General features: G+C 59.2%; 16 protein-coding genes. All 16 read right to left on the reverse strand.

Translation table 11 applies throughout. The features are described from left to right. Window positions 1-21 precede the first annotated feature (21 nt). The 16 genes from B8987_RS18830 to B8987_RS18895 all read right to left on the reverse strand — a co-directional run bounded on the left by B8987_RS18830 (window position 22) and on the right by B8987_RS18895 (window position 13117). On the reverse strand, window positions 22-645 hold the full coding sequence (locus tag B8987_RS18830) for a TraC-like domain-containing protein (RefSeq protein WP_084662277.1): 624 nt from the start codon (window positions 643-645) through the stop codon (window positions 22-24). Further along, window positions 620-991, reverse strand: a complete 372-nt coding sequence (locus tag B8987_RS18835) for a hypothetical protein (protein WP_084662279.1) — start codon at window positions 989-991, stop codon at window positions 620-622. Before B8987_RS18835 ends, B8987_RS18830 begins: the two co-directional genes overlap by 26 nt. 87 nt (window positions 992-1078) lie before the next feature. Then, window positions 1079-1696, reverse strand: coding sequence for a ZIP family metal transporter (locus B8987_RS18840; protein WP_084662281.1), 618 nt, complete (start codon window positions 1694-1696; stop codon window positions 1079-1081). A gap of 62 nt (window positions 1697-1758) precedes the next feature. Next, window positions 1759-3723 carry a hypothetical protein gene (locus tag B8987_RS18845; protein WP_084662283.1) on the reverse strand — a complete coding sequence of 655 codons (1965 nt, stop codon included), beginning with the start codon at window positions 3721-3723 and terminating at the stop codon, window positions 1759-1761. Further along, window positions 3707-4870: a CHC2 zinc finger domain-containing protein gene (locus B8987_RS18850; protein WP_084662285.1), complete on the reverse strand. Its 1164-nt coding sequence runs from the start codon at window positions 4868-4870 to the stop codon at window positions 3707-3709. Before B8987_RS18850 ends, B8987_RS18845 begins: the two co-directional genes overlap by 17 nt. Window positions 4871-4897: 27 nt before the next feature. Next, window positions 4898-5398 carry a hypothetical protein gene (locus tag B8987_RS18855; protein ID WP_084662287.1) on the reverse strand — a complete coding sequence of 167 codons (501 nt, stop codon included), beginning with the start codon at window positions 5396-5398 and terminating at the stop codon, window positions 4898-4900. A gap of 219 nt (window positions 5399-5617) precedes the next feature. After that, on the reverse strand, window positions 5618-5941 hold the full coding sequence (locus B8987_RS18860; RefSeq protein ID WP_084662289.1) for a hypothetical protein: 324 nt from the start codon (window positions 5939-5941) through the stop codon (window positions 5618-5620). A gap of 173 nt (window positions 5942-6114) precedes the next feature. Further along, entirely contained in the window at window positions 6115-6462 is a 348-nt protein-coding gene (locus B8987_RS18865; protein WP_084662291.1) for a hypothetical protein, read from the reverse strand. A gap of 96 nt (window positions 6463-6558) precedes the next feature. Then, complete coding sequence (locus tag B8987_RS18870) at window positions 6559-7284, reverse strand: hypothetical protein (protein ID WP_084662293.1); 726 nt, start codon at window positions 7282-7284, stop codon at window positions 6559-6561. Then, entirely contained in the window at window positions 7268-8422 is a 1155-nt protein-coding gene (locus tag B8987_RS18875) for a hypothetical protein (RefSeq protein WP_084662295.1), read from the reverse strand. The genes B8987_RS18870 and B8987_RS18875 overlap by 17 nt, the downstream gene beginning before the upstream one ends. After that, window positions 8409-8765, reverse strand: coding sequence for a hypothetical protein (locus B8987_RS18880; protein WP_084662297.1), 357 nt, complete (start codon window positions 8763-8765; stop codon window positions 8409-8411). The genes B8987_RS18875 and B8987_RS18880 overlap by 14 nt, the downstream gene beginning before the upstream one ends. A 55-nt stretch (window positions 8766-8820) precedes the next feature. Then, the gene (locus B8987_RS18885) at window positions 8821-10761 is read right to left on the reverse strand and encodes a VirD4-like conjugal transfer protein, CD1115 family (protein WP_084662299.1); all 1941 of its coding nucleotides are present in this window, start codon (window positions 10759-10761) and stop codon (window positions 8821-8823) included. A 14-nt stretch (window positions 10762-10775) separates the two neighbouring features. Beyond that, window positions 10776-10946: a hypothetical protein gene (locus B8987_RS19815; protein WP_176213295.1), complete on the reverse strand. Its 171-nt coding sequence runs from the start codon at window positions 10944-10946 to the stop codon at window positions 10776-10778. Then, the gene (locus B8987_RS20310; protein ID WP_423242306.1) at window positions 10885-11100 is read right to left on the reverse strand and encodes a plasmid mobilization protein; all 216 of its coding nucleotides are present in this window, start codon (window positions 11098-11100) and stop codon (window positions 10885-10887) included. The genes B8987_RS19815 and B8987_RS20310 overlap by 62 nt, the downstream gene beginning before the upstream one ends. A gap of 3 nt (window positions 11101-11103) precedes the next feature. After that, a complete protein-coding gene (locus B8987_RS18890) occupies window positions 11104-11322 on the reverse strand; it encodes a hypothetical protein (protein WP_084662301.1) in 219 nt (72 codons plus the stop codon). Window positions 11323-11359: 37 nt separating this feature from the next. Next, window positions 11360-13117 (reverse strand): hypothetical protein, encoded by a 1758-nt coding sequence (locus tag B8987_RS18895; RefSeq protein ID WP_084662303.1) that lies wholly within the window; start codon window positions 13115-13117, stop codon window positions 11360-11362. Between the last annotated feature and the right edge of the window lie 13 nt (window positions 13118-13130).

A 13130-nucleotide genomic window follows, 5' to 3' on the forward strand; every position in this document is an offset into this window, starting at 1 on the left:
ACATTCCTCCTTCAATGACGTCTAGCGAATCACGGCTCCCGCCGCGTAAGCTGACGGCGGAGCCGGTAAGGGATGGCCGTACGCGTTAGCCAGTACCATCAAAATGCGATCGCGCGGGGGGCGAAAGGGTTGCGCATCGGAGTGTAAGGATTTGAGTACCGTTTCCACCGCCCGCGCATGGTCATTCGCTTGGGACGGAGTCGAAGCCGGCACCGCGACCCAATAGACCACGTGATCGAGGAACTGGGTGTAGCGACTGAGGAGCTCCGCATAGCCGTGGGCAATTTGCGCCCACTGATCGGCATGCGCCGGATCGGCATCGGCATAGTCGGTAGGCAAACGACTTTGAAAGCGGCCAATTTCCGGGGACAAATCCCACCGTTCCGACAAAATATGCAGGGCGACCGGAAACGTGAGCATGTGTAAAAACCCGCGAAATTGCCCGTTGATTTGATCTTGTTCTTCCACCTGGAGCATATCATAGGGAATCCCCGACACTTCGACCACGCCGACCACCATGCCATCGGTCCGATAAATCAGGCCGTCTTCGACATGATCGACGGCCACGAGTTTGCGTCCCGCTTTGGACGGTTTGGGGGATGGGGGTGTGCTGGGGGGTTTACCGGGATTTTTTCGTCGAAACATGAATGACACTACCTCCTGCCTGGGGTCGGCCAAAGGATGAACGCGGATGGCCGGTTAAGGATTTGATGGGCGTCCGATAGACGGTGTAATAGGTCCAGATCCGGCCCGCCCACGTGGTGAGTCGCGTGCCATGATCTTCCATGGGCCATTTGAGCCAGGCGAGGGCGGCCGTGATTAAGAGAATCACGATCGCGAGCGGCGCCCGCACGGCCACAGGCCACAATTTTTCGCCCCACACGCCGAGGGCGACTGTGAGACCCGCTCCGGCCACGAGCATCCCCATCCCGGTCAGACCAGCAATCCAGTCAAAGTCGCGGCGGGTATCGGGGGGAATGGGAACTTGCATGGGAGTACCTCCTTAAGACAAAAGTGAAGTCCCCGACATCGTGATGACGATGCCGGGGACTGCGGGAATCCGAAGAGGATCGAAGGGTTAGAGCAAAAACGCGACAAAAATCAACACCGGACCGAGCAGCAAGGCGGCAAAGAGCCACGACTTAATGTCTTCGGCTTTCCGTTTCCATTGAATCCACCGACTCACACCGGCAACACCTAAGCCCGTCAGAATGCTATAGATCGTCGCGTGGATATTTTTTTGATGGAAGATCGCAGGATGAGATGCATAAGCGAGCGTCCCAGCAAACCAAAAGGGCGCCGATAAAAAGCCGGCTAACAGGCCATACCAAAGCGATCGATACCACAAGGACATTTGGTAGTCCCAATGCTGGTCATACCGCTCTTGCCGCCAGCGATCTAAGGCAGCCGGATCGGATTGCACTTGATGTGCCAATACAAGAATCTGATGAATGGTCCAAGAATCATAGACTGAATCGACATTTTGATTGTACCAGTCAGCATACTGTTCGGCCCACGCGATGACTGCCACCGGATAACGTTCCACCACATCTTCATACGTCCATCGCAAGGAGGGGAAGGGATTTCGGTTTTTGGGATAGTTGATGGCCCTTTGAATCCGGTAAAATTCTTGATAGGAGAGCGGGGCATCCTTGGGATACCGGCGTTCACCGTCGGTCATGACGTAATCGGTCACAGGACTCTCCTCCTGCACAAGGATATGATATCTAGTATAGCATCCTTTGGGCCAAACATTAATTAGCGGCTGAGGCCACTCATCTCAATATTCGTTTGAGTCGCCTCGCTCAAACGGTTCAAATATTGCACAACATGGCGAGGGGCGCCCCCAAACGTGAGAGCCAAGTGATCCGGATCTAAGCCTCGGACCGTCGTATTGTTCAACGGAGACCGCTGATTAATGGTTTCGGCATCCGCATATTGGAGATTTCCGGCCCATTGTTTGACCGCCAGATCTTGGGTAATCCGAGCCTGCACATCGGGCCGGGCTAAATCCTCGGGTTTGACGCCCACCAATTCGGCAAAGGTCTGCACGGCTTCCGGCCCGCCCGTCCCGAGCACTTGGTATTTTTGATTTAACGTGGTTAATGCCGCCATTTGCTGGGTGGGATTTTGGGCATGTTTAGCAAACGTCATGGGCTGCACATAATTGCGCAGATAATTTTGTAAATCCGCGGATCGTTTTTTTACGAAGTCTTCGGGACTCATAGGCGGTGACGTTGGGGCAGCCGATGCCGAGATAGCTGCCGTCTTCGGGGCAAACGACGCCGCCGCTCCAGAGGTCGATGGAACCCCGTCTGGTTGGACCGAATCGGTTAAGTCCTCCGTGATCAGGTCCGATGTAGCATAGCCCGGCGAAGCGTCCGAAACGTCATAGGGCGCAACGTCTGGTGTAGCATTACTAATCCCAGCAGACGTTGGGGGCTTAAAATCGTTATTCCGATCTTCATGCCACGCTTTCGCGTAATTCTGACGCGTCGTTTGCGCGGCTTGTTGTAAGGCAAACGATCCACTGGCCGTTTCATAGCGCGCCTGATCGAATTGTCGCAGCCCGCGGGTGCGATCGATGTTGATGCCCATCTTGTGCCATTGATTAGAGGCTGTGCGCCACAGAGGCCGGGTGAGCGGATTGTGCAATGTGGGCGACGACAGCTGCCGTTCCGCGGTACTGGCCATGGACTGCGCAAAGCGTTGCCCCAGTTGACTGGCTGGGGTGGCGGCCAATGCTTCTTCGGCCCCGTGCGCCAGCATGATGGCGCCCGCCCCTTTGGCTAAACTGAAGCCCCCATCGGTGCTGTGGCCGTGGAGTTGTTGGAAGTATTGCGGAATCTTGCCCACCATAAAGAGGCCCGCAATCGCCATGAGCAAATCCAACAAATTCGTGCCCGCATTCCCTGCCGTATGCCCGGCGAGCATGACGTTAAAGACCAAATATAAGCCAAACGCCATCGCACTTTGCGTAAAAATGGCCCCTTGCACTTGTTTCCAGACGTAGTGAAAGGTGTTGCGGGACGGTTCCAAAACGATCGTCGCCGCCGCTAACGGCAAGAGGCTGCCCCAAAAGACAATTTCGGCTAAACGAAACAGCCATTGCCCAATGACATAAATGGCGGCCAGAATCAAAAAGAGCAATAACCCTTGCCCGAGCAGGACCAGATACGCAAGCCCCGCCCCGGCGGCTAACGTGCCAAGGGCCACGCCCGTACCGGATCCAGCGATCAGCCCGCCGAGGGCGCCAGGATTGGAACACGAGACCGCAAAGGCTTGACTACTGAGGGTTAAGGTATGGTCAATGCCCGCGACAATGCGGTTGTTCAGATGCAACAAGAGCTGGACCGCCGTGGCTGATCCGCCAATCCAGAGCAAGCTGACCACGGCGTTGCCCATTAAGCCTTGCCAGCCTTCCCACCGTCCTCGGACGGTGACGTCCGCCCCACCCGTCAGCACGCGCCAGACGACAAAAGCGGTCAACATCGCCAGGGCAATCGCGGCTAATGAGGTATTGCCGATTTGCACATCTTGCATGACGGTCGTGGATCCGGCGTGATTCAGGATGGTCAATTTGAGGGCGCCGAGGACAATCGTCAGCATCATCGCAAATAACGCATGAAAGAGATGCGCCAGAAAAAACGCAATAGCCGTGATGAGATTCAGACCTTTGGGCGGGTTGGCACACCCCGAAATCCAATCATTCAAAAACCCCATGGGCGTCTCCTTTCTGTATCGGTTGAACCTGCCAGGGAACTTGGCATAATAAGGCATCATCAAAGCCTTTGGCTTGATGCCCATCCCACGTGATGACGGCTTGCTGAATGGCGGGAAATGCCTGACGCAACGCGTCCTGGCCGGCCTGAAGGGTCTGATGCACCGCCGGTTTGACCGGCTGATCCTGATCCCAGGCCCATAAGACGCGCTGAGGCGGCTGATCGAGGCGGTGCAAGACCTTGAGCGCCGTCGCCCAAAGGTTGACGCCGGGCACGCCGATCGTGGGCATTCCGGTAAATTCCGCAATCAGGATGGCTTTTAAGGGGCCTTCGGTGATAATGACTTCTTCTGCGGAGTCAATCATCCCGCCCGGCCACGCCCAGTGCGCCATGATCCACGCTTTGGCGCCCTCCGGATACCGGGGCTGGCCGGTCTCAGTCTGAGCATCGGGCGGCGTCGACCACCACACATATTTGCCAGTGGTCGCATGATGCACGCGGATTTGGGCCCCGATTTGGCGTCCATCGGGTAAGCGGATCGGAATCAGCAGACCAGCGGGTCCGTGCCAGGTGCCATCTTGGCTCGTAGAAAACCCGGGAATATGCGCCATGGAGAGACCGAGGCGGGCAGCCCACCCGGTCCGGAGCGATGGCATCGTCTTGAGGCCATGAAGGGCCCACAGGGAGGGTTCGGTCAGACCGCGTTGCCGTAAGGCGGTTTGATCGGCCTCCGCCACGGTGAGGTGGGCCCATGCTGCTTGATAGGTGGTGTGCCACCGGGTCAGTGCGGCGTCATCCGGATCGGGGTCCTCGTCCGTGACCACAGGACGGACATATTCGGGAGGGGGGCCGTAGTGATGCAAAATCGCTTGCGCGGCCTCGGTCAACGTTTCGTGATAGACGGCCATCCGCCAATCGAGAATCGAGCCATGATTGTGACCCGGCGGACAGCCGTAACAGTGCCAGTGGCCATCGGGATAGACCCAGAGGGACGGGTTTTTGTCGGGATGGAGCGGGCAAAGGCCGTTATACGCCCGACCAATGCGTTTCAAGCGCACCGTTTGACTGACTTCACGGATGAGGTCCCCGCTGGCTTTCGCAGCTTGAGCCAGTGCGCGCGCCCGCGCTTGCCGGGCTTTGGGGGTCATGGGCGTCGCCTCCCGAGGCTATCAGGCTTAAAAGTTTTGCACGAGCTTGGGTAACACGGGATCGTTGAGATCTGCGGTGTCAGGGTGTCTCACGGATGGTCCATCCGAGACCCCCGATGCGCCGGGCAAGGTGGGCGATCCTTGAGGTTCCGTCGGAGGCGTCATAGGGGGGTGGACCGCGGATAGCGTGGATTCCGTCGTCCGAAGCTGGACATCTTCAGACGGTGCCGACGAGGGTGTTGAGGGTGTTATTGGCGAGAAATCTTCCGAAGACGGCTTGTTGGGAACTTGCTCAAGGGCTTGTAACCGGGTAAGGCGTACGGTGAGATCCGCTAACAGGTGATCGCGTTCAGCGTCTAACGCTTTGAGGCGAGTAAGGTCATCGTGCATTGCGTGAAGATCGGCTTGCCATTGTTGAGTGGTATCGACAAAGGTTTGGGCTAAGTCTTCCAGATGCGCATGATAAGTGGATTGCAAAGCGGTTTCGAGATCCTGCAATTTCTGGGATAAGGGTTCGGGTAAATGCATGGGTAGACCTCCTCTTAAGTGTCATAACGTATCCATGTCTTCGTCTTCGTTTTCATCCGCATCTTCATGTGTGCTATTGAGGACCACATCGTTTGCGGTACCTTGATGGTAATCAGAGCTGGTATCCTCTGTCGCGGATAGAGGGTCTCGTCTACAGTGTTTCAGATTATCACGTTTGGCGTTGTCTCGTGTGGGGTCAAACTCGCTCGCAAAGCCTTTCTAGGGGTCTATTAACGCCAACAGAATCAGAGCGGGGACAATAGACGCCCACGACCAGTCTGCCGTTGTCGTCGCTAACTGAGATAACCTATCCCAGTCGTGACGAGTAAAGCCTGGATAACCGGACTGGACCGCCCACCAATTCAGACGTACCAGCCATTGTTCGGGTTGTGTGGACAGATCGTGGCGTAATGCATGCCACAACTCGTGGGTCGCCGGTTCCCTGGCAATCAGCGTGCGAATCACGGACACAAAAGGCTTGGCATGCGGTCGCAGGAGTTCCCATGATTGTGACGAAAGATTAGGGAAAGGAGGTGAAGACATGAGCCATTGTCCTTTCTTTTCGGAAAATCAGCCAATGCAGGGATTGGCCCATAACCCAATCGCCGCGCAATGTCACGTCGACATTGGAACGGAACGTCCGATTCCTTTACCAAAAGAATACGACATCGTGTGTCGCACACGGTTTCCCGAATGTCCGACCTATGCCGCCGTCGTTACGGCGCGGGAGCATTATCGGTGGGCACAGATACATCAGAACACGACGCGTTGAGCAATGCGGTCCACAAAAACCCTGTCTGCCATCCACCTGCCCGCGTAATCCACGTCCAGAGCGATGTCCATGCGGACCACGGCATGGTTGGTCCATTTGCTTGGGTGACGAGAACGCCCAACATGAGGGTCAGCCACAGGGAATCCTCTGCGCTGACGGTGGTAAACAACAACGACGCATAAGGCATGGGGAAAGTGTCTGAATGGTGTTGCAACAGCCAACGCAACCAGGTCGTAATCGGCATGACGGCCTGGTTGCCCTCCTCACGTAACCAACACTCGAACGGATCCATGAGCGCTGCCTCCTATTTTATCGGAGATTCTTGTAATTCAAATCTTAGAATGTCCACGACCGTAGTGATTGAGAAAATCGTTAACACTCTGGTTCGCTAAAACGCCGCCAAATGGGGAACTCGCGTGATCCCTGTCGTCACCAAGGCGACACGGACCGCGTGGGGGGCATAGCCCGCCAAGGGGCGTCCGGGATCGTGGGTCGTTAACCACTGGTACGCGTCAGCAATCTGCCGCCATTCATAGGGCGCATGATCGAGATGCTGGGCTTGTTCAATCCAGCGCAGCTTATAGGCGGCCTGATCATGCACCCATTGCCACAAGACGACCCCTCCGTGAGCTCCTTGGCCGAGATACCACACGGGATCGGGATGGCCCCATCCAGGATCGGCCCGATCGGGAGTGCCCGGGTCAAACAGCGCTGTGGGCGTCCACCACCGCCATGGTTGGCCGGCCTCCCACAGTGCCTGTTCTAAGGCTTGCGGAGTCGGCCAGCGGGTTTGCCGATCGTGAGCCCACACCGTGGGGCCCGTCGCCTCCTCGGTCCAGGCGATAAACGCCTGCGGACTGAGACCGCCGCACCAGACACTCGGTTTCACCCGCGGGCCAATAGTGGCCATCGGATGCGGTTCGTCGTGCCAGACCGGGTGAAAGGCCGTACCGGTCGCCATTTCCCACCACCGGGTTGCACTGGGCGAACTGGCAAACCGCCCGAGGCAGCGCGGGGCTTCGTGGGGCGGTTCTTGCCAGACCACGACGGTGTGAGCGGCATCCGTGGTGGCATGAAGCGGCCAATCGAGGCGGCCATCAAAGACGGGGGCCATGTGGCGTCTCCGAAGGGGATGGCGGCGTCACGGTGGCGGCGGGGACCGTGGCGTGCGACCGTAGAAGTTGGTGGAAAAAGTGGCGCGGCAACGCCGGATCAACATGCGCCGCGTCTTGGGCAGTATCATGCCAGAGCTGCGTCATGCGCGTTAACACGTTGTGCCGGAGATCCGCCCGACGGTGTAAGCGTTGCGCCGTCTCATCCGCTTTGTAGGGATCGAGCGTCCGGTCAATCGTATCCCACGCAGGGATATGATTCCGCAGAAAATGCACGGCGTCGGATAAGGACGTCCCGGACCAGGCACGGCGAGGCACCGCCTCGGCGTCCGCCGGGACCACCTGGCGCGGGTTTTGGGGTGTGGAGGACGGGAGCGGTTCGGCGACAAAACGCTGGCTCTCGCGATGCCAAATGGCCCACGTCCCGCGGCTAATTTCCACACAGCGGAAGCGATCCGCCCAATGCAAGAAGTCTTCGCCGGGGTCCACGGGGGCGCCGGCTTGGAGGTCGAGAACGAGTTCGTCATTGAGATAGCCTTTTTCCGCTCCCGCATAGTCGGTGTCGTGAATCGGTGTATGCTGTTCCGCTTCCCACAAGTTGGCAAATTGGAGGCGACGGCGGTCCCACAATTCCTCGTCAAACTGATCGGCAATCGCGGTCAGCGGCAGCGCGCGAGGCCGGGAACCGGATTGCACGCGGGGACCGGGGGCTTGATACTGCCGAAAGATAATGTCTTCGCTCCCCGGTTGTTGTCGTAAGGTCTCCGCTAACGCCTGATGCGCGGGATTGGTGGGGTCGATGGTCATCGTATACGTCTGGCGCACGCGAGGGGTGACGGTGACATCAGGATGCGTATGCTGCCACATAGCAGTGGCCCAGGTGGTCAAGGTATGCCGACGAATGGCGGGATGATCATCGACCGTGGGCGGTAGGATGCGTTGGATAGGGCTTCCGGCCCGAAAGACTTTGGAACCGTTCTCCGTGATCTCTGTACGCATCGTCGGAATCAAAACGCGCACCGTCCGGTGCGCGGGATGATCGGGATTCAATTCTTGCGTAATGAGCGGTTGCTGGGATGGTTTGCTGGCCCAATCATTGGGCAGACTCGGTTCGGTGGGCATTGGATCAGGCATCGCCATCGTCGTTCACCTCCTGGGGCTCTTGCTCCATCAGCCGTTCGACATCCTCCCAGGGGTCGGTGTAGTAGGGGGTAATCGCAGCGAGGGTTTCATCCTCGGCGCGGGGCAAGGTGAGGGCACAATAGGTGTCCACAATGTCATCGAGGTCATCCAAATCTAATAAGGACTCTTGCGCCTGGGCAATCATCTGCTCTTCCCACCACGCGGGATCGTGCTCCCGCACCCAGCGGTCCAACACAATAACTTTGCCGCGGGGGGGCGGCGCGCTGACCGGTTCATACGGCACATTGTCTTCATCAATTTCGTCAATGCGCCAACCGCCTAAATCGGGACGATCTTCCATACAAAAAATCCCTCCTTATTGTGGGGAATACTTCAGTATAGCAAACGGGGACCGATTAAGAAAAAGCCGTCCCATCGTTGACGTCATCCAACGGCGCTTCGCGCCAGCCCGCCTTTAAGGCCGGCCGTTCGAGCGGTTGCCCGAGGGCATTCTGTTTGGCTTGCCCGTACCGCGGAATCGTGAGGACGGCCTGATTCAAATCCGTGGCCCCCGTGTCCGGCGCGGGCTGCCACAGCTTGGCGATCGGCCACTGCGACAAATCCGGGGCCGGTAAGACGCCTGGAAAGGCCCCGGGCTGTTGGAGTACCAGCACTTTGCCCACCGGCCACCGGAGGATTTCGTCGGCGGTGACGAGCGCGCGACTGGTGTAGGTATCCGTGACCGAGCGCGCGCCGCCCGTGCCGAGGGTTTGGGCGGTCGATTGGGTTTGAATCGTTTTTTGGCCGCATTTTTTGGACAACGTTTCTGCCGTGTCGGGATCCGCGGTCCCGAGATAGAGCCAGAGCTGACAGGTGCCCGATAAAATCTCGGCTTTCTTGTCATATTGATCACGGAGTTGCTGAAGGGCTTGCACCGCCAAGAGAAAGCGCAAACCCCGGCCGCGTCCGACCGTCAAGGCTTTTTCAAAGTCGGGAATGGGAGGCAAATTGCCAAACTCATCGAGCAAAAAAGTCACCCGCCGCGGTAAGCGGCCCTTGACATTGGCGGCATCCACCAAGGTCTGAATGAGCTGGGTGAGAAAGAGGGTCGCCAGCGGATACCGCGTAGAATCTTCATCGGGAATCACTAAAAAGATGGCAAAGGGCTTCTGCGTGAGCTGTTCCACGATGTCGAGGGCCGAACGACCTAAGGGCCACGCCGGGTCTTGTGCCGCGGTCAACCAGGCGATTTCGGGATCGGCAAACAAGCGCAACGTCGCGGTGGCCGTGACATAGATGCTTTGCCGCGTTTCCGCGGCCGCCGTCCGAATCATGGCGTACGCTTCTTTGGCGGGATGCCGATCGGGAAACGTGGCATCAAACCACTGATCTAAGGCCGTCCCTTGCGCATGCGTCATGAGGATGTGATAGGCCGAAAACAAATGTTGCTGATCCGGTGTGAGACCCGTCTGCACCCCATCGGCGACGGCCAGTACTAAGGCCGCAATGAGCGTTTCACTCGTATTCGACCACAGTTGATTGTCGGCGCCCAAGGGTTGTTGGCCGACAAGGGCGTGGGCAATCGTCCAGGCTTGCCGGGAGGCGGTCGCCCATTGTCCGGCTTGCATGGCGGCGATAACGGGCGCTAAGGGATTCCAGCGCCGACTGAGAGCGGGCTGCCGCAAATCAAAGCGTAAGACCGCATAACCCCGGGCCGTCAAGTCGGCCGTGGTCCAGCTGGCCAACTCGCCTTTGGGATCGCCCAAGACCAACGCTTCGCCGCCGGCCGCACACCAGGCGATGGTCGGCAAAATGATGCGGCGGGTTTTCCCGACCCCGGGCACCCCAATTAAGAGCGTATGCAGATCGCCGGTGGCCAAGACCGCCTGCTTCCCCTGTCGGCCACACACAATGCCGCCCAGCGCGGGTTGGGGAGAGACGGTCTCGGGCGGCGTGGACGGTGGGGGTGTCAACGCCGTGTGCGGCACCACGGATAACCCGTGCTGCCATTCTCGTCCTTTACGCCAGCGCGCACTGCCGTAACTCACCGAGCCTTTCGTCGCCCACGCAGTCGCTAACGGATCATCCTCACGGGATGCCGTGTCTTTGGCCCGCAGGTAGCCCCAGCCAAGGAGCCCCGCGCCCCCGAGTTGGGCCGCTAAGGTTTTGGCGGCGGGGTACTGCCAAATGGGGGGCCAACCAATCCAGGGATAGTATCCGTGATGGATCAACAGATGTTGCCAGAACGGATGGTGCAAGGCTTCCAGGCCGATAATCACCGTGGGCAGAACGGCCAGCCAGAGGACCGCGCCAAAGAGAAAGGGGACCCAAAAGGCGCGGCGGCGTAAGAAATCCATAAGCCTTAGCTCCTTTACGGGGACGGTTGCATGGTGCGCTGGAAGACAAATTGGCGCAACCAGGTGGCGAGCGTCGTATGGGACGCTTGCGCCGCGTGGACAATCGCGTGATAGTCTTCCGCACTAAGGGTGGTCTGGACGGCTTTCCGGCGAATTTGCTGTTGGGGAAGACGCGGACGGGCCATGATTATCGCTCCTTTCCGGATGCTCCTGTTGAATGAGAGAGGCAATGTAGGCACTGAGGGACGAAAACCCGGCGTGGGCCATGCGATCCCGCAAGGCCCGATACTCGTCCTCGGTGCAATAAAAGCGAATCGTATGGGGCGTGGAGGCAGCCATGATTTACTCCTCGCGGGCGGTCCGTTCCAAGCCGAGCCGGGCGGCTTGTAGACAGAGATCATGGACGGCTTGAGGCGATAAGGTCTGAGGGGTAATTGTCGTCAGACCGCCGCCGGCATGTCGCAGAATGATGACCAGGTCTTGGGTCTGGGTCATTTGGGCAAATCGGGCCAATTCGTGAGCCAAGGTGGGGGGCAACAACGGTAAGTCTTGTGGGGTCATAAACAAAACGCCTCCTTGAGAGTGGTGGGGAGAGAATCTACGGCACGCGCTGCGGAGCGGGAGCCGGTTGGGTCGCCTGTTCCCAGGTGTGGACCGCGGCATGTAAGGCCGCTTGTGCTTGGCGGTCGCGGTCAATGACGGCTTGCGGCACTCGCGAGGCGGGCTGGGGATAAACCCCTTTTTCGGCCGCCGCATTTAGGACATCGAAGGGGTCGGCCCACCACATGGGCATCAGGAGTTTCTCCATGCCGGGAATGGGGGTCGCTAATTCGCCGGTCGCGACGCCGCGAAGCCGGGAGGTGGGATCGGCGGTTTCCGTTTTCCATAAGAAGTAGACGCCCTGGTCGGGATCAAACCCGTAATGCCATTGCGGGGTCGCCGGACCTTCCGGCACGACGGGGCCTTGCGCCGCTGCCTGAACCAGGGAGACCAGACGCTGGGGATGCACTTCGGGCCAGGTCGGGGGAAACCACGCGGGATGCTGCCCGAATTGCGCGATGGCGGCGTCGACGCGGTGCACAAAGGCGTCGACCTGATCGGGAGCGATCGCTTGGCGCCAGAGCGGCGCAAATTTGTCCACCGTGCGCCACCGCGTCACCCGCTGCCCGCTGTCATCGACCGTGGTTTCCCGTTTGGCTTTCGTCAGCGTCGCCATCCACGGCCCGTCGGGATCGTCGGGCGGTTCGACCAATAACCGCATTTTCTGTGCTGGAAAATCGCGGATAGTCTTGAGATGGCGCGGGGGTAAGAAATCGGCCAAGGTGTCTCGCCAAGAGTCCTTCAAGGGACCTGTGGCCGTGGCATCGAGGGCCTTGGCAAAAAAGCGGTCCGTGACCCGGGCCAGCAGTCGGTCGGTGTCATCCGCCGCCGTCGGAAGCACGTATTGCCGACTGGCCTGATCCAGCGCGGTTTTCCAAGCGCCGGCGAAAAAGCGCAGATCCGCGGCGGTTGTGGGCCACTCGGGATGGTCGACGGCGGGACAGCTGAACCAGACCACCGCCTCATCGGGCGGCTTGTCAGTCCGCGCCAAGGTCATCTGCACGGGTTGATCGACGGGTTGCGCAATGGTCAGCGTATAGGGCCCCCACGAGGATAAGGCGATCTCGTCATACGACAGATAGGCTTGATCCGTGGGAATCGTCGGGCGATCCGCGGTCCGATACAGACGCGCCTGGTCGACCAGATCGGCCCACGCAGTCACCGGAGTTTGCCCGATGTGGTCCGCGAGCACATCCATGACCGCCGCATGTTCAGCCCCGGCCACCGAGGACGGTACCTCCGCGTCATAGAGGCTGACGGGCGGTAGCGTATCGGTCCGCCACAGCGTCATCCGCGCCTGATCGTGGCCGGGCTGCCAAATCGTTTCGAGCACACAGGCGCGATCGGGATCAGGCTGCGAAAACAACCGCAGAGGCGGGAGAACTGCGTCGTCTCCTTCTGGGAGAGGGGCCTCCGGGGCGGGATGTTGCCAGAGCGTGTCACAATAGGTGCGGAGGGCTTCCCGTTCGGCGGGGTCGGAGCCGAGAGGCGGCAGCGGATCGCGCTGGAGCGCTTGCGCCATGTGAAAATGTTGGGTACCCGCCGCGAGAAAGGCGGTCGGCGTGGCCGGTTGGGTCTGTTGCCAGACGGGAGCCGATCCGGCCAGTTGGGTGGTCCACGGGGCGAAATCGTCGGGGGAAGCGTCCGGATGCCGCACGGTCGGCCACAATTCGGTCTGGATGCGGTGGGTCGCGGCGTCCCACGTGGTAATCAACCGCCATGAATCAAGTTGCGTTTCGAGATCAAATGATGCCACAATAATAAGCCTC

Origin of the sequence: Sulfobacillus thermosulfidooxidans DSM 9293, from assembly GCF_900176145.1 — a bacterium.
Lineage (GTDB): Bacteria > Bacillota > Sulfobacillia > Sulfobacillales > Sulfobacillaceae > Sulfobacillus > Sulfobacillus thermosulfidooxidans.